Source organism: Acidobacteriota bacterium (assembly GCA_033549365.1).
Taxonomy (GTDB): domain Bacteria; phylum Acidobacteriota; class Aminicenantia; order Aminicenantales; family Saccharicenantaceae; genus JAWSUF01.
The window spans coordinates 399,211-417,194 of record JAWSUF010000003.1; the positions used below are offsets into that span (position 1 = coordinate 399,211).

17 protein-coding genes are annotated in these 17,984 nt (G+C 64.5%); 6 read left to right on the plus strand and 11 right to left on the minus strand.

Annotation, left to right across the window (positions count from 1 at the left end; translation table 11 throughout):
- Positions 1-36 precede the first annotated feature (36 nt).
- Complete coding sequence (locus SCM96_06985) at positions 37-1,758, minus strand: DUF885 family protein (protein ID MDW7760364.1); 1,722 nt, start codon at positions 1,756-1,758, stop codon at positions 37-39.
- Positions 1,759-1,797: 39 nt separating this feature from the next.
- On the opposite strand from SCM96_06985, the gene SCM96_06990 reads away from it, so the two are divergent.
- Complete coding sequence (locus tag SCM96_06990; protein MDW7760365.1) at positions 1,798-2,949, plus strand: zinc-binding dehydrogenase; 1,152 nt, start codon at positions 1,798-1,800, stop codon at positions 2,947-2,949.
- A gap of 131 nt (positions 2,950-3,080) precedes the next feature.
- Here the strand turns inward: SCM96_06990 and SCM96_06995 are convergent, their stop codons facing one another.
- From SCM96_06995 to hisG, 10 genes are all read right to left on the minus strand, one after another.
- Positions 3,081-3,488: a PIN domain-containing protein gene (locus SCM96_06995; GenBank protein ID MDW7760366.1), complete on the minus strand. Its 408-nt coding sequence runs from the start codon at positions 3,486-3,488 to the stop codon at positions 3,081-3,083.
- The gene (locus SCM96_07000) at positions 3,485-3,724 is read right to left on the minus strand and encodes an AbrB/MazE/SpoVT family DNA-binding domain-containing protein (protein MDW7760367.1); all 240 of its coding nucleotides are present in this window, start codon (positions 3,722-3,724) and stop codon (positions 3,485-3,487) included. The genes SCM96_06995 and SCM96_07000 overlap by 4 nt, the downstream gene beginning before the upstream one ends.
- 138 nt (positions 3,725-3,862) lie before the next feature.
- Positions 3,863-5,158 carry a histidinol dehydrogenase gene (hisD, locus tag SCM96_07005; protein MDW7760368.1) on the minus strand — a complete coding sequence of 432 codons (1,296 nt, stop codon included), beginning with the start codon at positions 5,156-5,158 and terminating at the stop codon, positions 3,863-3,865.
- Positions 5,155-6,420 (minus strand): phosphoribosyl-AMP cyclohydrolase, encoded by a 1,266-nt coding sequence (gene hisI, locus SCM96_07010; protein MDW7760369.1) that lies wholly within the window; start codon positions 6,418-6,420, stop codon positions 5,155-5,157. Before hisI ends, hisD begins: the two co-directional genes overlap by 4 nt.
- Complete coding sequence (gene hisF / locus SCM96_07015) at positions 6,417-7,169, minus strand: imidazole glycerol phosphate synthase subunit HisF (GenBank protein MDW7760370.1); 753 nt, start codon at positions 7,167-7,169, stop codon at positions 6,417-6,419. The genes hisI and hisF overlap by 4 nt, the downstream gene beginning before the upstream one ends.
- Positions 7,163-7,762 (minus strand): imidazole glycerol phosphate synthase subunit HisH, encoded by a 600-nt coding sequence (hisH, locus tag SCM96_07020; protein MDW7760371.1) that lies wholly within the window; start codon positions 7,760-7,762, stop codon positions 7,163-7,165. The genes hisF and hisH overlap by 7 nt, the downstream gene beginning before the upstream one ends.
- Positions 7,746-8,351, minus strand: a complete 606-nt coding sequence (hisB, locus tag SCM96_07025) for an imidazoleglycerol-phosphate dehydratase HisB (protein MDW7760372.1) — start codon at positions 8,349-8,351, stop codon at positions 7,746-7,748. Before hisB ends, hisH begins: the two co-directional genes overlap by 17 nt.
- A complete protein-coding gene (locus SCM96_07030) occupies positions 8,348-9,022 on the minus strand; it encodes an HAD hydrolase-like protein (GenBank protein MDW7760373.1) in 675 nt (224 codons plus the stop codon). Before SCM96_07030 ends, hisB begins: the two co-directional genes overlap by 4 nt.
- Complete coding sequence (hisC, locus tag SCM96_07035; GenBank protein ID MDW7760374.1) at positions 9,019-10,101, minus strand: histidinol-phosphate transaminase; 1,083 nt, start codon at positions 10,099-10,101, stop codon at positions 9,019-9,021. Before hisC ends, SCM96_07030 begins: the two co-directional genes overlap by 4 nt.
- Positions 10,098-10,949: an ATP phosphoribosyltransferase gene (gene hisG / locus SCM96_07040; GenBank protein ID MDW7760375.1), complete on the minus strand. Its 852-nt coding sequence runs from the start codon at positions 10,947-10,949 to the stop codon at positions 10,098-10,100. Before hisG ends, hisC begins: the two co-directional genes overlap by 4 nt.
- 326 nt (positions 10,950-11,275) lie before the next feature.
- Here hisG and SCM96_07045 point away from each other — a divergent pair, with 326 nt between their 5' ends.
- The 5 genes from SCM96_07045 (at position 11,276) to hcp (ending at position 17,982) form a co-directional block, all read left to right on the plus strand.
- A complete protein-coding gene (locus SCM96_07045) occupies positions 11,276-12,505 on the plus strand; it encodes an aldo/keto reductase (GenBank protein MDW7760376.1) in 1,230 nt (409 codons plus the stop codon).
- A 324-nt stretch (positions 12,506-12,829) separates the two neighbouring features.
- On the plus strand, positions 12,830-13,756 hold the full coding sequence (locus tag SCM96_07050) for a class I SAM-dependent methyltransferase (GenBank protein ID MDW7760377.1): 927 nt from the start codon (positions 12,830-12,832) through the stop codon (positions 13,754-13,756).
- 58 nt (positions 13,757-13,814) lie between these two features.
- Positions 13,815-15,923: a M3 family metallopeptidase gene (locus SCM96_07055; GenBank protein MDW7760378.1), complete on the plus strand. Its 2,109-nt coding sequence runs from the start codon at positions 13,815-13,817 to the stop codon at positions 15,921-15,923.
- Between the two features lie 10 nt (positions 15,924-15,933).
- Entirely contained in the window at positions 15,934-16,221 is a 288-nt protein-coding gene (locus SCM96_07060) for a DUF1330 domain-containing protein (GenBank protein ID MDW7760379.1), read from the plus strand.
- 114 nt (positions 16,222-16,335) lie between these two features.
- A complete protein-coding gene (gene hcp, locus SCM96_07065) occupies positions 16,336-17,982 on the plus strand; it encodes a hydroxylamine reductase (protein MDW7760380.1) in 1,647 nt (548 codons plus the stop codon).
- Positions 17,983-17,984 lie beyond the last annotated feature (2 nt).

Consider the following 17,984-nt stretch of genomic DNA (forward strand, 5'->3'; position numbering starts at 1 on the left):
GAGCGTTCTCCTATCTTCTTACTTTTGGGGCGGCCGTCATTTGGTCCCGACAAGTTCGGGCAGGAACGAAATCGGCACGGGCCCGGCCCCGAGGACGGCGTCGCAAAATGCGCGGAGGTTGAATTCCGCTCCCTGCAGCGCCCTCTCCCTGGACATGAAATCGCTCATCTCCCGCAGGCCCAGAAAGTAGGTCGTGATCTGGAAGGGTGAGTCGATGACCCGGTCCCAGAGGTTGACGGCAAACTGGGGCGCCAGCAGCCCTTCTTTGACGGCGAATTCCAGGACCCGGTCGCGGTCCCAGCCGTTGCAGTGGACCTGAACGCTGATATAGGCCCGGACGGCATTTTCAAGTTTTTTTCGGAGATGGGCCAGTCGGTCCAGCCGGTTGCGGCCGTTCCAGCCCGCGTCGAGCGCGATGGGCTCGCACAACGTGGCCCACCCCTCGACGTAAAGTCCGTCGGGAAACAGCGGCCGGACGATTCGCGGCAGCTTGGCCGCGATCTTGGCCTGCATGTAGTGTCCCGGCGTGATCTCGTGGGGAATGATCATGGCGTTGAAGTGGTTGTTGAAGGAGCGATAGAAGCCTTCCTTGACATCCTCCGGCGCATCGTCGGGAACGGTCGGAAGGTAGAACAGCGTATCGGCGCCGGGATTGAAAGGTCCGGCAGGATAGACCCCGCCCACGGCGGCCCCTGCGAAATGAGCCGGAGAAAGAGCCGTCATCAGAGTCCGCGGCTCGGGAATCGTGGCGATGCCCTGTTCGCGGACGAAAGCCTCGGATCGCTCGATGAGATCCAGAAATTCGGCCAGAAAACCGGCCTGGGTCGATTCCCGATTGTCCTCCATGTCGCGGATGGCCGACCCGACGAGCTCGTCGAAGGATCCGGGCACGGGTTCGTCCGGGCGTTTTTCCGCGTGATAGAGACGGGACTCGACGGCCATGAGACGGCGCACCTCGGCGATCTCCCGGCCGGCGATTTCATCCAGACCTTCCGGAGTCAGGTCCAGGCCGACGGCGATTTTCAGTTTTGACGCGTATATGTCCCGTCCCAGGGCATCGGGAAGAGACGCCCGAGGCAGCACATTGTTCCGGACGTGGTCGGCGAGTTCCCTGACGGCGGCCGCGGTTTCGCGGGCCGAAGCGTCGAAGTCGTCCGGATGATCGCCCGGCCAGGCCGCGACGATTCCCGGAAGCGCGGTTTCGAAAAAGCGGGCCGAGGATTCGAGCCCGCCGATGCTGCGGGACGTGCTCTGCGGCCGCCCGTCGCCGAGAAGCGCCCGGCCCTCCCCGCAGAGGCTGCGGATCCCCTCCAGCCGTTCGACGACGGCCCGGCGCCTCTGCGCCGGCGGCAGGTCCTCGCGGGCCAGGAGATGGGTCAGCGCCTGGGAGATCAGGCCGGAGTAGAGAGAGGGCGACGCGGTGTGGGCGCGGTCCTCCCGCCATGTTTCGAGTTCGGTCAGGATCTGCCGTTCCAGAAGATTCCGGTCGGCCCGGTCGTCGATGGACAGTTTCCCCGGCAGTCCGCTCAGCCGGTCCAGCGTCTCCTCATTGACGGCGATCCAGGCTTCGATCGCCTCCGGGGCCAGGCTCTCGAACCGGAATGCGGACTCGCGGTCTCCGGCGGCAAAGGCCCGGCTGGGGCGGAACTCTTTCCAGGCCGCGATGTAATCGGCGGCGATGCCGTCCACGGCCGGCCGCGGCGATCCGCAGGAAACCAGCAGGGCCGCGCCCAGCAGAATGATCGTTCCTTGTTTCATCCGTCTCTCCTTACAATAACAAAACGTGAAACTCATTATATGAAAAAAATCTCCGCCGTCCAATTCTTCGGGCCCTTTGACAACGTCCGCGAGACGCGTTATTCTTCCGGTGCCGGGACGGCGCGGGACCGCCCGGAGGAGGACGCGACCATGACCATGAAAGCCGTGCGCCTGACGGAAATCGGAAAACCCCTGCGGATGGAGGATCGGCCCATCCCCGCGGTCGGCGACCGTGACGTTCTCATCGCCGTCCGGGCGGCGGGTATCTGCCACTCGGACGCCCACTACCGGGCCGGGACCTCGCCGGCGGTCGTCCCGGTCACGCCGGGCCACGAAGTGGCCGGGGTCGTCGAAAAGGTCGGCCCGCGCGTGTCCGGCCTAAAACGCGGCGACCGTGTCGGCGTCCACTACCTCGTGACCTGCGGCGCCTGCCCTTACTGCGTCCGGGGCCGCGAGCAGTTCTGCGTCGAGGGCCGGATGATCGGCAAGCACATCGACGGCGGATACGCCGAATACATCGCCGTGCCCTCCCGCAGCGTCGTCCCCCTTCCGAACGAGATCCCCTTCGAGCAGGGCGCGATCATGATGTGCTCGTCCATCACCTCGTTCCACGCCCTTCGCAAATCGCGCCTGCGGGCCGGGGAGACGGTGGCCATCTTCGGCGTCGGAGGATTGGGCCTGTCCGCCGTCCAGCTCGCCAAGGCTTTCGGCGCCCTCGACGTCTACGCCGTCGATATCCGGACGTCCAAACTCGTCCGGGCGGAAAAGTACGGGGCCATCCCCATCGACGCCTCCGACGGCGATCCCGTGGCCGCGATCCGAAACCTGACCGGAGGCCGCGGCGTCGACATCGCCATTGAGCTCATCGGCCTGCCCCAGGTGACCCGCCAGGCCGTCCAGGCGGCGGGGGTCTTCGGCCGCGTGGTCCTTGTCGGTCTCACCGACCGCCTTCTCGAGGTCGACCCCTACCGCGAGATTCTCGGCAAGGAGGTCGAGATCATCGGCGCCTCCGACCACCAGATGTCGGAATTCCCCCTCCTCATGGAATACGCCCGCCGCGGCCTGCTGGACCTCTCCGACGTTGTGACGGGGACGATTCCCCTGGAGGCCGCCGCCGTCAACGAAGCTCTGGACAATCTCGACAACTACGGCGACCGCATCCGGACGGTGATCGTTCCGAAAAAGGATTGACCGCGCTCAAATTGTCGAGCACGGCCGCTTGATTCGGTTCTCATCACGATTTTGATTCCCGAAGCCGACGAGGCGGCCGCCAAAACCGCCGCCGGGAAACTGATGGACATGCTGCTGGAAAATCTAATCGTTTAGAGATCCGCCAATTTGACTCCAAGCCGGGCGAAGTCCTTTCGGTTGAAAGTCACAACACCCGAACATTTCGCCGCCCGGCAACTCGCGGCGATATAGGCATCGGCGAATTCCGATCCGGTCGCGGATGCGAGAGTCAGCGCATCGGCGACGAGCGGGGCGTCGATGAGAGTCAGTCCGGGCGTCGCGAAGACGGCCTTTAAGATTTCGAGAACGCGGGCTTTCGGCTGTTTGTAGGCTGCCCGAAGCGTCCAGGCCAGCTCGAAGAGAACGGGAGGACCCGTAGCCAGGCGGCATTCCCCCCGGCGGGCGGCATCGAAAAGGCGGACGGCTTTCTCATGTTGGCCGCAATCGTCAACGGTCAGAAAACGGAGGAAGATGTTCGCGTCGACGAACCAGGCCGTCATGACGTCTTGTTCAGACGCTTCGCCGCGGCCTGTCTCGCCGCCCCCGTCTCGGTTTTTCGGGGCAGGGCTTTGCCCAGCGCGCCCCGGAAGTCCATCAGGTCCGGGGCGGAACGGATGATGATCGCCCCATCCCGGACTTCGACGAGAACCCGGTCGTTGGGCTTGATGCCGATCTCCCGGCAGGCCGCCGCCGGGAGGGTGATCTGACTTTTTGAAGAGACCGTGGCTGTCGTCATGGGCGTATCCTTTACATAATTATAAAGACTTTACTATATATAAATAGTAAAGCATTTATTGTCAAGGCCCAAGGCTCCGGACGATACCGCGTCGCCATGCGCCTCTCTCTTAACGACGCGCTGAAACCGGAAAGTCTCTCACCCGGCTTCAGCCATGCCTATTGACAGGCGGGTTTCGACCGAAAGGGCGTGGCCGTCGAGGCCTTCCGCGCGGGCCAGAACGGCGGCCGGCGGGCCGATCCGGGAAAGTCCCTCCCGGTCGACGCGGAGGACGTTCACGGCCTTGAGAAAGTCCCGGACGCCGAGCCCGCCGGAAAACCGCGCCGCACCGGCCGTCGGCAGGATGTGGTTGAGCCCGCTCGTATAGTCGCCGAGCGCCTCGGTTGTCAGGGGGCCGACAAAGGCAGCGCCGTAATTCCTGAACCGGTCCAACCACTTTTCCGGATCCCGGACCAGGAGTTCGAGATGTTCCGGCGCCTTCCGGTCGATGAATTCCGTCGCATCCTCCAAACATCGGGCGATGACGATCCGGCCGTTCCTTTCGATGGAGCTTCGGGCCGCATCCGATGCCTCCGCATCCCTCCCGGCCAGACGCCGCTCGATCTCCCGGCGCACGGCCTCGGCGAGTTCCATGGAATCCGTGACCAAAACGGCCTGGGCGTCGGGATCGTGCTCGGCCTGGGCGATCATGTCGGCCGCGGCCGCAGCCGGATCGGCTCCGTCGTCGGCGAGAATCAGGATTTCGCTCGGGCCGGCGACGCCGTCGATTCCGCAGTCGCCATAGACGATTTTTTTCGCCGCCGTGACATAGGCGTTTCCGGGGCCGACGATCTTGTCGACGCGGGGGATGGATTCCGTGCCGTAGGCGAGCGCGGAGACGGCCTGGGCGCCGCCGGCGGCATAGACTTCCTGAACGCCGGCGATCCGGGCCGCGGCCAAAATCGCCGGATGGGGGAGTCCGTCTCTTCCGGGCGGCGAACAGACGGCGATTCCGGAAACCCCGGCCGTGCGGGCCGGAACGACGCCCATGAGAAGGCTCGAGGCCAGGGGATGGCGTCCGCCCGGAACATAGACGCCGGCCCGGGCGATCGGCATGGTTCTTCTCTCGGCGACGACTCCGGGCTCGACTTCGATTTTGAGATTCCGCGCGACGGAAGCCATTTCCGCCTCGCAGACCCGGCGCAGGTTGTCCGCAGCCATGCGGAGCGCGGCTCGTAGCTCCGGATCGGCCGCATCCGCCGCGGCCTGAAGTGCTTCCTCCGGAACCCGGAAATGTTCGACCCGGACGCCGTCGAACTTCAGGGTCAAGGCGCGGAGGGCCTCATCGCCGCCCATCCTTACGGACTGGACAATCTCCCGGACTCCCGGAGGGTCCTCGATTTCCCGGCGGATGAAAAACTCCGGTCCGATATCCTCGATCCGCGTGATTTTCATGGCGTCCTCCGCCGCCGCGGGGCGAAACGCCGCCGTCTCAACTCCCGGTAAACATCCTCCGTCCCGACGCCCGCCTTCTCCAGGGCGACGGCCAGGAAATAGAGAAGATCGGCCGCTTCCCAGGCGACGTCCGCCGGGCCGCGGGCCTCGGCGAGCTCCCCGGCCTCCTCGACGAGCTTGGCCTTCAGTGCGGCGGCGTCGAGGGATGCGGTGTAGGATTCAGGAGGCGCCGTGTCCAGCCGGTTGCGAATCACGCCGCGGAGGTCGTCGAGACCGAACGGCTTTCCCCCGAAGCAGGACCACGAGCCGGTGTGGCAAGCCGCGCCCTTCTGTCTCACGGTGAAGAGAAGGGCGTCGCCGTCGCAGTCCGTCCGGACCGAGACGATGTTCTGGGTGTGGCCCGACGTTGCGCCCTTGTGCCACAGACTTTGTCTCGACCTCGAGAAATACCAGCCCTCCCCGGTTGCGAAGGTTCGTTCGAGAGACTCGGAATTACTCCAAGCCAGCATGAGAACCGATCCGGATGCATCCCGCACCACGGTCGGAACGAGGCCTTTCGACCAGTCGATCGATGCGGCGAAAGCCTCGGCCGGTCCGAACGCCCCCGTATACAGGGCCATGCCGAGCTGGACGTCGACGCCGAGGCGCGAAAGTTCGGCGATTTCCCGGGTCGAGGCGATTCCTCCGGCCACGGTCACCCGGAGACCGGACTCGCGGGCCAGCCCGGCCGCGGTTTCCCGGTCGGTGCCGCCCATCATGCCCTCGCGCTCGACGCAGGTATAGAGAATTTCCCCCGCCCAGGGCTCGACCTCCCGGAGAGCGGAGAAAATGTCGAGACCGGCCTCGCGGCGCCAGGCCTCGGTCACGATCCGGCCGTTCCGGGCGTCCAGGGCGACGACGACGCGCTCGCGGCCGACGGCTGCTGTCAGCTCCCGCAGAAACGCCGTGTCGGCCCGCCCTCCGGCGAAGGCCCGCGTCCCTACGACGATTTTTTCCGCGCCCCAGCCGACGGCCTCGGCCGCCCGTTCGACGCTGCGGATGCCGCCTCCGGCGCGGCACTCGGCCGCGGCGCAGAGCGCCTTTACGATTTCCTCGTTCGAACCGGCGCCCGTTGCGGCGTCGAGGTCAACGACGGCGACGGGCCCGTACCGGGCGAATTCCCGGGCCAGGGCGATCGGGTTGTCCAGCTCCAAAACTTTGTCCCGGCCCTGCCGCAGTTGAACGGCGCGGCCTCCGCTGAGATCGATGGACGGAATGATCATCGGACGGGCACTCCTTTCGCGAGCAGATATGTTTTGATTTCGGGGACGGTCAGAACGCCGTCGTGAAGAAGCGAGGCGAGAAGAACCGCTGAGGCCCCGCCTTCGACAAGGGCTGTCCGCAGGTGTTCCGGACTTCCCGCACCGCCCGAGGCGATGACCGGAATCGACACGGCCTCGGACGTCCGGCGGACGAGGTCCAGGTCGAACCCCTCCTGCGTCCCGTCGCGGTCGATGGAATTGAGCAGGATCTCCCCGGCCCCGGCCCGCTCGGCCTGCCGCGCCCAGAGGAGGGCGTCGCGGCCGGTGTCGACGCGGCCGCCGTGGGAGAAGGCCGTCCAGGTCTCTCCCGAACGCGCGGCATCGATGGACAGGACGACGCACTGGGAGCCGAAGACGGCCGCCGCCTCGCCGAGAAGATCCGGGTTGCGAAGCGCCGCCGAGCAGACGGCCGCCTTGTCGGCTCCGGCGTTCAGGGCGTCGCGAATGTTCCCGACGGATGTGATGCCGCCGCCGACGGTCAGGGGCACGAACACGCGCCGGGAGACGGCCTCGACCGTCCGGAGAAGCGTCCGGCGGCTTTTCCATGTCGCGCCGATATCGAGAAAGACGATCTCGTCGGCTCCCTGTTCGTCGTAGAGGGCGGCCAGGCTCTCCGGGTCGCCCGCCGGGCGCAGGTTTTTGAAGCCGACGCCCTTCACGACCCGCCCCTCGTCGACGTCGAGACAGGGAATGATCCGCGCGGTCAGCATCGCTCCATCCAGTTGCGGAGAAGTTCGAGCCCGGCCCCGCCGCTTTTTTCCGGGTGGAACTGCACGCCCGCGATCCGGTCGCGTCCGGCCGCGCTGCAGAAATCCCCCGTGTAGTCCGTGAGCCCCAGGACGTCCCCGGACTCGACGGGAGCGGCATAGTAACTGTGGACAAAGTAAAAATGCTCCGCCGCGCCGGTCCCGTCGAAGAGCGGGTGGGGCCGGGACGGCCGGACGGCGTTCCACCCGACGTGGGGCACCGTGCGGGCCCGGAGCCTGCGGCATAGGCCGGGAATGAGTCCCAGTCCCTTAACGCCCGGCGACTCCTCCGATGACTCGAAGAAAAGCTGGAGGCCGAGACAGATCCCGAGAAGGGGCCGCCCGGCCGCCGCCCAATCGCGAAGCGCCCGGTCGAAACCGAGAAGGCGGAGGCGTTCCGCCGCCCGGCCGAAAGCGCCGACGCCCGGCAGGACGATGCGATCGGCCCCGGCCAGGTCTTCCGGACCGCGGGCCACGAACGTCTCCACGCCCAGGAAAGCGAAGGCCTTGCGGACGGAGTTCATGTTTCCGGCGCCGTAGTCAACGACAACCAACATCGATCGCACCTTTCGTGCTGGGGACCCCGTCGCGGCCCCGGGGGTCGAGCGAGCAGGCCATGCGCAGGGCCCGCCCGAAGGCCTTGAACGCGGCCTCCACCCGGTGGTGGTCGCTCCGGCCGTAAGGCATGCGGACGACGACGTTCGCGGCCAGGCCGGCGGCGAAGGCCTGGAAAAAATCCGGCAGGAGGTCGGTGTCCATGTCGCCGCAGAAGCGCCGCCGGAACTCCGCCTCATACTGGAGGACGGGCCGCCCGCCGATGTCCACGGCGGCGACGGCCAGGGCCTCGTCCATCGGGAAGACGAAGAACCCGGCCCGGTTGATGCCCTTCCGGTCGCCGAGGGCCAGGTCGAAGGTCCGGCCGAGGACGAGCCCGCAGTCTTCGACGAGGTGATGGCCGTCGACCTCGACGTCGCCCCGGGCCTTGAGATCGAGATCGAACCTCCCGTGCCGGGCAAGGGAGGCCAGCATGTGATCGAGAAACTTGAAGGGCGTCGCGATGCGGGACAGGCCCGAACCGTCGAGAAAGACGGCGGCGGAGATTTCCGTCTCCGTGGTTTTGCGCTTGAAGCGCGCCCGGCGGCTCATCGGAGAGCCTCCGCGATCCGGTTGACATCGTCGAGAATGATGTGCGCGCCGGCCGCCCGAAGCGCGGTCTCCGTCCGGGCGGCGCCCGGTCCCGGACGAACGATCCCGACGGCCGAAAGACCGGCCCGGGACGCCGCAATCATGTCGTCCGGCGTGTCGCCGATGTACCAGCCGCCGCGGGCGCCGAGCTTTTCGAGAGCCAGAAGAATCCCCACCGGATCGGGCTTGCCGCGGTCCGGCGGCAGGTCGTCCGCGGTCACGCAGACATCGAAGGCGGCGCGGAATCCGAAAACGTCGAGCGAATGGGCCGCCTCGGGGCCCGGCCGTCCGGTGACGATCCCCGTCCGGCCCCAAGCGCGGGCCTCATCCAGGATCTCTTTATCGAGCAGCCAGGATTCATTGCGGATCAGCCCGTTGAAATCCCGTCCGACGTAGTGCTCCTGGAAGACGTGGATGATTTCGTCCTTCGGAACGCCGTTTCCGGAGTCCCGGATAATCTTCTCCGCGAGATCCCAGTCGTTGTTGAGCCCGCCCATGTCCTTGTAGGCCTGGACGACCTCGGGGCTTACGGTCCGTCCCGAGAAATGCCGGACCGTCCGGCGGACGGCTTCCCGGTAGGAAAGGGCGACGTCGATAAGGACGCCGTCCATGTCGAAAAGCAGGGCTTTCATGACGATGATCCTTCCGTTTTGTTGGTGCAGGCGGCGCGGATCTCCCGGAGGAATCGCCGGTTTTCGGCCGGCGTGCCCACGGTTACGCGGATCATGTTTTCGAGGCGCGGAGTTGCGAAATGCCGGACGAGGACACCGCGGCCGCGGAGGATTTCGAACAGGCACCGGCCTGGAACGCGGCGCGACTCGAAGAGGATGAAATTGGCCGCCGAGGGAAAGGGCCGAAGGTCCGGGATCACCGCAAGTTCCGCGAAAAGGGCCTCTCTCTCCCGGACGACGGCCGCCGCGGCGCGACGGATGAGGCCGTTGTTCTCCAGGAGGACTTCGCCGGCCGCCTGCTGGAAGATGCCGAGCGAAAAGGGCAGGCGGGCTTTCCGGATGTCCCGGACGAGGTTGTCCGGTCCGAACAGGAAGCCGAGCCGGGCCCCGGCCAGGCGAAAGGCCTTGGACATTGTCCTCAGGACGACGAGGTTTCCGAGCTTGGGGACGAGGTCGAGGACCGTCCGGCCGCAAAACTCGAAATACGCCTCGTCCAGGACGACAAGACCGCCTTTCGCTCCGGCCGCCCGGCAGAGCGGGGCGACGGCCTCCCGCGGGAACACGGCGCCTGTCGGGTTGTGCGGCGAGGCGATAAAGATGAGACGGGCTTCGGCCGCGTCCCGAAAAACGGCCTCGACGTCGAATCCCAAATCGGGCCCGAGCGGCGTTTCGATGCAGCGGGCTCCGGCCAGGACGGCGGTCCGGGAATATACGGCGAAACCGGGTTCCGCCGTCAGAACGGCGTCGCCCCGGCGGCAGACGGCGGAGGCGAGGACCTGGATGGCCTCGTTCGAACCGTTCGAGACCATGATGCCCGCCTCGGGGTGTCCCGTATGCCTGGACAGGGCGCGGACGAGGCCGCCCGCTTCCTGCGGCGGGTAGCGGTTCCAGGCCGTCCGGCGGAGACGGTCCAGGACGGCGGCCTTGAGAGCGGCGGGGACGTCGGTTGCGGACTCGTTCTGGTTGAGCTTGGCCCGGGCCGCGTCCTGCTCCACGGCGTATTCGGAGAGACCGCGCACGGCCGTTCTGACCGCGCTCACAGGATCACCTTCCGGAATTCGTATTCGAGAATGTCGGATGCCCCGATTTTCTTGAGCAGGGGGATGAGCCGGCGAACCTCGCCCTTTCTGACCGCGGATTTGACCGAATAGCCGGATTCCCGGTGGAGCGGCGCGACGGTCGGGGCCCGCATGCACGGCAGAATGCGCACGATTTCCTCGAGCTTGCCGGGTGGGATGTTCATCTCCAGCATGACCCGCTCCCGGGCGTTGAGGACGGCCGCAAACAGCATCTGCAGCTCCTCGATTCTTTCGCGTTTCCAGGGGTTGTCGAGGGCGGCCGCGCCGGCGATGAACAGAGTGGCCGAGGCCATGATCTCGGCGACGATCTTCAGGCCGTGTTCGCGGAGCGTGTGGCCTGTGGATGTGTTATCGATGATCATGTCGGCGTCCTGGGGCGGGTAGGCTTCGGTCGCGCCGTGGGTCCGGATGAAGAGATAATCGTATCCGCGCTCTTCCAGAAAAGTGCGGGAGATGCGCTCGTATTCCGAGGCGACGACGATGCGCCGGCCGCGGAGACCGTCCGGGTCCGTGGAACAGGGGACGGCGGCCACCAGCCGGACGGGGTCGAAGCCCAAGTCCATGATTTCCTCGACACAGGCTCCGGTCTCAACGACCCAATCACGGCCGGTGAAGGCGATGTCGTGGGAGCCCAACTCGACGAGACAGGCGATGTTCTGGGGTTTCATGATCTTGGCCTCGATTTCGGGGTCGCCGAGGCTGGGGATATAGGAGCGGCCGTTCGCCGTGACGGCGATTCCCGCATCTTCGAGAAGTCGGGCCGCCTGGTTGAACATGCGGCCCTTGGGGATGATGACTTTGAGTTTCACGAGAGCCTCCCGGGGTCGTCGGTGCCTGCGGGGACCCCCGGACGGATGCCGAAAAAGGGTTAGGGCCGGCCGGGGGAGGAAAAGAGGGGGCTCAGGTGCAATGCAGCGTCGAATGCACGAGGCAGTACTTGATGAAGAGTTTCTCGACGGTGCACATGCGCCGCATAATAGACAAACCCGGGAGGCTTGTCAAGCGGGTTTTTGCAGCGGGTTTGACAGCGGTGCCGAGAATTGCTATATATTCGGTATACTTTTCGGGATATGCGGTGCGGCCTGCGCCGTGCGGCCCTCCCCGAAGGAAACTGCGGAAAAGGAGAGGACCGATCATGAAAACCAAAGGCAACTTCGGACGAAGGGATTTCCTCAAGACGGGTCTGGCCGGAGCCGCCGTTCTCGGCGTGCCCGCCGCGCTGCGCGGAGTTTCTCCGGTTGGAAGCGGCAAAGCCGCCGCGACCGTCGGAGACCGGCCGTTTATCTACCGGACGCTGGGCAAAACCGGCCTCAAGCTGCCCGTCGTCAGCATGGGCGTCATGAACGCCGACAATCCCGATCTGGTGCGGGCGGCCCTGGAATCGGGCATGCTGCATCTCGATACGGCGCACGGATATCAGCGCGGCCGCAATGAGGTCATGATCGGCGAGGTCCTCAAGGGCCGGCCCCGCGACTCCTATACCATCGCCACCAAGGTTCCGGGTCCCGGACGCGACAAGAGCATGGCCGACATTTCCCCCTCCGAGCAGGTTGAAATCTTCCGGAAGAATTTCACGATCAGCCTGGAGCGGCTGGGCCTGGATTACGTTGATATCTTCTACCTCCATAATGTCGACAACACGGAATTTGCGGCCCTGGATTACATCCTCGAAGCCCTGGCGCAGGAAAAGAAAGACGGCCGGGCCCGCTTCGTCGGGATCACGACCCACAGGAATGAACCCGAAATCATCCGTGCCGCGATCGCCTGCGGCGGATATGACGTCGTCCTTACGGCCTACAATTTCCGCCAGGATCACAAGGACGAGATCCGCAAGGCCATCGCCGAAGCGGCGGGGGCCGGACTCGGCGTCGTGGCCATGAAGACCCAGGCCGGCGTCTACTGGGACAAGGAAAAACAGGATCCCATCAACATGTCGGCCGCCCTCAAGTGGGCTCTCAACGACGAGAACGTCCACATGGCCATCCCCGGATTCACGACCTTCGACCAGATGGAGACCGATCTCGCCGTCATGGCCGATCTGACCCTGACCGAAAAGGAATGGGCCGACCTCCGGCTCGACAGAACGGCGACGGCATCCGGGCTGTTCTGCCAGCAGTGCAACCAGTGCGTTCCCGGCTGCCCGCAGGCCCTGCCCATTCCCGACCTCATGCGCGGCTACATGTACGCCTGGGGTTATAAGAACATCCAGGCCGGCTATGACCTCGTGGCTTCGCTCAACGTTCCGGAATCTCCCTGCTCGAACTGCGCAACCTGCACCGCGCACTGCGTCAAGGGCATGGATATCGGCGCCCGCGTCAAGGACGCCGTCCGCCTCCGCACCATGCCCGACTCTCTTTTTGTTTAGGTTGCTTGGCTTTGGAAACTTGTTGATTTAAAATAAAATAGCGAATTCGTTTAGTTTGGAAAAACTCTTAGAGCGCTGTTTTCTGTGACAAAAACCGCTGTCTAAGTGAGTGCATCAGCCGAACTTCGCAACCCTTCACGAGCTATCCTATGCAATATGATGCAGCCCCGCCGTATGCGCCTTCAACTTTTTTTGAATATGTTCGTATCCGTTGAAGATGGGCAGGCGCGCTCGATTCGGATGCTTGTGTTTGTGTTGAAACATCTTGAATGCGGGCTTTCCAAAAGTGTAAGCCATGGGTATCGGGTATAATGTGGGGCGGATATGAGCGATTACTTCGGACTTGATCCCACGCAACTTGGCCGGGGGATGTCCGTGCGCCGTTACGCCTTGGCTGCTTTCATCCTCATCATTGCCGCGGCCGCGGCCGGGTTTCTCGTTTTCCGCTCCACACTCGACAAGACGCCTCTTGACCGGACGGTGTATGTCACCGCCCAAGCGCCGGCAAAAACCGTTCCCAGAACGACGCTTCGGAATGTCGTCCCCCGGGATGTGAACTTCACGATCGAGGCCGCAACCAAGCCGGCGAAGACATTCAGCCGCAGGCTCGAGCCCGGCGCCGTCGACAGCCTTGCCATGGATATCCCTGTCGAGATCGTCTTTTTCAACGGTGTGAGGACGGTCCGCCAAACCGTTTACCCGGATCGTCCCTATTCTTTTCGGCTCGACGAGAGCGAGCACGTAAAAATCTATCCCGGCTCGCACGGCCGGGAGGACGAGGCCGATCTCGCGCCCTTCGTTCCCACGCCAATGGAGGTCGTCGAGAAGATGCTGGATACGGCCGCCGTGACCAGAGACGACGTTCTCTACGATATCGGCTGCGGCGACGGCCGCGTGGTGATCGCCGCGGCGCGTCTTCGCGGCGCCCGGGGCGTCGGCATCGACATCGACCCGGATCTCATCGAGGAAAGCCGGCGCGAAGCCCGGCGCCAGGGCGTCGACGGCCTGACCCGGTTCATCCGCATGGACGCAACCCAGGCCCGATTCGCCGAAGCCACGGTCGTCGCCGTCTACCTCCTCCCCGAATCGCTCGAACTTCTTCGCCACAAATTCGAGACTGAACTCCGCCCCGGTGCCCGCATCGTCTCCCACTCCTATCTGATCCCCGGCTGGGAGGACAAGCTCGTCCGGACGGAGCTTTTCGATGACGCCGGCGGAAAAAGCCGCAAGATCCACCTCTACATCCGTTGAGGTTGATTTTTTCATTCCCATGGGTTAAGGTGAAAGCATCCCATTCGGAGGTCATAACATGAGCAAATTCCATATTCTGGCATGGGTTTCCATTGCCCTGATTCTGGCAGGATGTTCCCCGAAAACCGAGCCGGACGTCAATCCCTTCTTCACGGACTACAACACGCCGTTCGACGCCCCGCCGTTCGACCGCATTGACAATGAACATTATCTCCCGGCTTTTCAGGAGGCCGTCAAGCAGCATAAGGCCGAAATCGAGGCCATCGTCGCCGACCCGGCGCCGCCCGATTTCAAAAACACGATCGTCGCCTTCGACGACTCGGGCGCCCTGCTCCGCAAGGTGAATCCGGTCTACGGCGGCCTTCGCAGCGCCGAAACCAATCCGCGCCTCCAGGAGATCGCCCGTGAGGTCACGCCCCTGCTGACGGCCCACAGCAACGACATCAGCCTGAACGAGACGCTCTTCCAGCGCATCAAGACCGTCTTCGACGCCCGCGCCGACCTCGGTCTCGAAGTCGACCAGTTGCGCCTTGTCGAAAAAATCTACGAGGACTTCGAACGGTCCGGCGCCGCCCTGTCTCCCGAGGACAAGGAGGAATACCGCAGGATCAGCGACCGGATGTCCATGGTCTCCCTTCAGCTCGGCGACAACCTCCTGGCCGAGACCAACAATTTCAAGCTCGTCCTCGACGCCGAAGCCGACCTGGCCGGCCTTCCCGCCGAGGTCATCGCCGCCGCGGCCGAAGAGGCCCGCAAAGCCGGCCATGACGGCAAGTGGGTCTTCACCATGGCCAAACCGAGCTGGACGCCGTTCCTGCAGTTCTCGCCGCGCCGGGATCTCCGCGAAAAACTCTACCGCGGCTACTTCATGCGGGGCGACAACGACAACGAGCACGACAACAAGGCCCTGTTCGCCGAGCTCATGCAGCTTCGCCTGGAGATGTCCCGGCTGATGGGCTACAAGAATTACGCCGACTTCAAGCTCGAAGTCCAAATGGCCGAAAATCCGGAAAATGTCTACAGCTTCCTCAACCGCATCTGGGCACCCGCCCTGGCCCGGGCCAAGAGCGAACTCGCTGAGATGCAAGCCATCGCCGGCCGCGAAAAGGCCGGCTACAAGCTCGCCTCGTGGGACTGGTGGTATTACGCCGAAAAGCTGCGCAAGGAGAAATACGACCTCGATGAGGAGGAGCTCAAGCCCTATTTCACGCTCGACAACGTCCGCGACGGCATCTTCCATGTCGCCAACCGCCTCTACGGCCTGGAATTCGTGAAACGCCCCGAAGTTCCGGTCTATCACCGGGAAGTCGCGGCCTATGAAGTCATCGACAACGACGGAAGCCATCTCGCCATTCTCTATATCGATTCCCATCCGCGGCCCGGCAAACGCGTCGGCGCCTGGTGCGGCACCTACCGGAGCGGCGCCTATGAGAACGGCAAAAAAATCGCTCCCATCGTTACGATCGTCACGAACTTCACCCGGCCGAGCGGCGACAAGCCCGCCGTGCTGAGCTGGGACGAGACGACCACCTTCTTCCACGAATTCGGCCATGCCCTCCACAACTTTTTCGCCGACGGCCGCTACCGGAGAACGAGCCGCAGCGTGCCCAGTGATTTCGTCGAGCTGCCCTCGCAGATCATGGAAAACTGGGCCGGCGAACCGGAGGTGTTGAAAGCCTATGCCAAGCATTACGAGACCGGCGAGGTGATTCCCGATGAACTCATCAGCAGGCTTCGGAACAGCGGCAACTTCAACCAGGGCTTCCTCAACACCGAATACATCGCGGCCGCCATCCTCGACATGGATTGGCACACGGCCGAGCACGGCGACGCGATCGACGTCAACGGTTTCGAGAACGCCTCCATGAACCGCATCGGCCTGATCAAGGAAATCGTTCCCCGCTACCGGACGACCTACTTCAGCCACATTTTCGGCTCCGGCTACGCGGCGGGTTACTACGTCTACAACTGGGCGGGCGTTCTCGACGCCGACGCCTTCCTGGCCTTCAAGGAATCGGGGGATCTCTTCAATCCCGAGCTGGCCGCCAAATTCCGGAAGCACATCATGGCCGATAACGGCTTGGGCGAAGGCATGTCCCAATACGTAAAATTCCGAGGCAAAGAGCCCGATATCGACGCCTTCCTCATCCAGAAAGGACTGAAGTAGGGAGGACGCCGTGGCGGCCTATGTGATCGTCGACGTCGAAGTCACGGATCCGGTCGGCTACGAGGAGTACAAAAAAATGGCCCATGCGGCCGTCACGCAGTTCGGCGGCCGCTACCTGGCCCGGGGCGGTCCCAACGAGACTTTGGAAGGGGACTGGCGGGCCAGGCGGCTGGTCATCCTCGAGTTTCCCTCGGCGGAGCATGCGAAAAAATGGCATGATTCGCCCGAGTACGCCCCGGCCCTGGCCCTGCGCAACCGGATCGCCCGGACAAACATGGTGCTCATCGAGGGCGCATAAAACGAACGCTTGACGGAAGTCAAGGCGCGGGGGTTGCGGATGGGCGATAATGTCTCTGTCGCCCATAGCGGCGATCGTTGATTCCATAATCAAGGAGAACCGACCATGACCACGATGTTCTGTTTTCAATGCGAACAGGCCTCCAAGGGCACGGGCTGCACGCAATTCGGCGTCTGCGGAAAAGACCCCGAAGTCGCCGCCCTGCAGGACCTTCTCGTTCATGCCGCGAAGGGGATCGCCATGTATGCCCACCGGACCCGCCGTCTCGGCGTCCGGCCGGCCGAGGCCGACCGCTTCATCGTCGAAGCCCTGTTCACGACCGTAACCAACGTCAACTTCGATCCGGACCGCCTGGCCTCGCTCCTCGCCCGCGCCGCCGCCGTCAAGTCCGAAATCCGGCGGCTCTATGAAGACGCCGCCCGGAAAGCCGGGGTGATCCCTGAATCCCTCTACGGACCGGCCTGCTGGGAACCGGCGCCCGACCGCGCCGGGCTCATCGCCCAGGGAGAGGAAGTCGGCATTCCCGCCCGCCGAGCCGCGGGCAACGAGGACATCCTCAGCCTCCAGGAGCTTCTCACTTACGGTCTCAAGGGCATGGCCGCCTATGCCGATCACGCCGCGATTCTCGGACGGGAAAGCGAGGACGTTTACGCCTTTTTCGCCGAGGCCCTGGACGCTTTGACCCGCGACATCCCAGCCGGCGAACTGACAGCCCTCTGCCTCAAGTGCGGGACCGTCAATTTGAAGGTCATGGAGATGCTGGACGCAGCCCACACCGGCGCCTACGGTTCGCCAGTTCCGACGAAGGTCCGGATCGAGCCCCTGAAGGGGAAGGCCATTCTCGTCTCGGGCCACGATCTCAAGGACCTCGAGGAGCTTCTCAAGCAGACCGCCGGAACGGGCATCCACGTCTTCACCCACGGGGAAATGCTGCCGGCCCACGGCTATCCCGGACTCAAAAAATACGGGCACCTGGCCGGAAATTACGGCGGCGCCTGGCAGGATCAGGCCCGGGAATTCGACGCCTTCCCCGGCGCGATTCTCATGACCACGAACTGCATCCAGCGCCCCCGCGACGCCTACAAGGGACGGATCTTCACGAGCGGGCTCGTCGCCTGGCCCGGTGTCGTCCACATCGCCGACCGCGAGTTTTCCCCCGTCATCCGGGCCGCCCTCGACGCGCCGGGTTTTGAGGCCGACGGTCCGGACCGCTCGATCCTGGTCGGCTTCGGCCACGACGCCGTCCTCGGGCTCTCCGAACAGGTGATCGACGCCGTCCGCTCCGGCGCGGTCCGCCGGTTCTTCCTGATCGGCGGCTGCGACGGGGCCAAGAGCGGCCGCAACTATTTCACGGAGTTCGCTGAGGCCGTCCCTCCGGACTGCGTCATCCTGACTCTTGCCTGCGGCAAGTACCGTTTCAACAAGCTCGATTTCGGCGACATCGGGGGAATTCCGCGCCTCCTCGACTGCGGCCAGTGCAACGACGCCTACTCGGCCGTCCGCATCGCCTCCGCCCTGGCCGAGGCCTTCGACACCGACGTCAACGGCCTCCCCCTGTCGCTCGTTCTGTCCTGGTACGAACAAAAAGCGGTGGTCATCCTGCTGACCCTGCTCAGCCTGGGCATCCGCAACATCCGCATCGGCCCCAGCCTGCCCGCCTTCGTGTCGCCCGGGGTTCTCAAGGTTCTGGCCGAGACGTTCAACGTCATGCCGGTCGGAACGGCCGCCGAAGACCTGGAAGCCTGCCTCGCCGGACGCTGAGG

Coding starts and splice junctions, on each gene's coding strand:
- SCM96_07055 (MDW7760378.1), top strand. CDS start 13,815: ATGAGCAAATTCCATATTCTGGCATGGGTTTCCATTGCCCTGATTCTG.
- hisI (MDW7760369.1), bottom strand. CDS start 6,420: ATGATCATTCCGTCCATCGATCTCAGCGGAGGCCGCGCCGTTCAACTG.
- SCM96_07050 (MDW7760377.1), top strand. CDS start 12,830: ATGAGCGATTACTTCGGACTTGATCCCACGCAACTTGGCCGGGGGATG.
- SCM96_07030 (MDW7760373.1), bottom strand. CDS start 9,022: ATGAAAGCCCTGCTTTTCGACATGGACGGCGTCCTTATCGACGTCGCC.
- SCM96_06990 (MDW7760365.1), top strand. CDS start 1,798: ATGAAAAAAATCTCCGCCGTCCAATTCTTCGGGCCCTTTGACAACGTC.
- hisB (MDW7760372.1), bottom strand. CDS start 8,351: ATGAGCCGCCGGGCGCGCTTCAAGCGCAAAACCACGGAGACGGAAATC.
- hisH (MDW7760371.1), bottom strand. CDS start 7,762: ATGTTGGTTGTCGTTGACTACGGCGCCGGAAACATGAACTCCGTCCGC.
- SCM96_07045 (MDW7760376.1), top strand. CDS start 11,276: ATGAAAACCAAAGGCAACTTCGGACGAAGGGATTTCCTCAAGACGGGT.
- SCM96_06995 (MDW7760366.1), bottom strand. CDS start 3,488: ATGACGGCCTGGTTCGTCGACGCGAACATCTTCCTCCGTTTTCTGACC.
- hisD (MDW7760368.1), bottom strand. CDS start 5,158: ATGAAAATCACGCGGATCGAGGATATCGGACCGGAGTTTTTCATCCGC.
- SCM96_06985 (MDW7760364.1), bottom strand. CDS start 1,758: ATGAAACAAGGAACGATCATTCTGCTGGGCGCGGCCCTGCTGGTTTCC.
- hisF (MDW7760370.1), bottom strand. CDS start 7,169: ATGCTGACCGCGCGGATCATTCCCTGTCTCGACGTCGACGAGGGGCGG.
- SCM96_07000 (MDW7760367.1), bottom strand. CDS start 3,724: ATGACGACAGCCACGGTCTCTTCAAAAAGTCAGATCACCCTCCCGGCG.
- hcp (MDW7760380.1), top strand. CDS start 16,336: ATGTTCTGTTTTCAATGCGAACAGGCCTCCAAGGGCACGGGCTGCACG.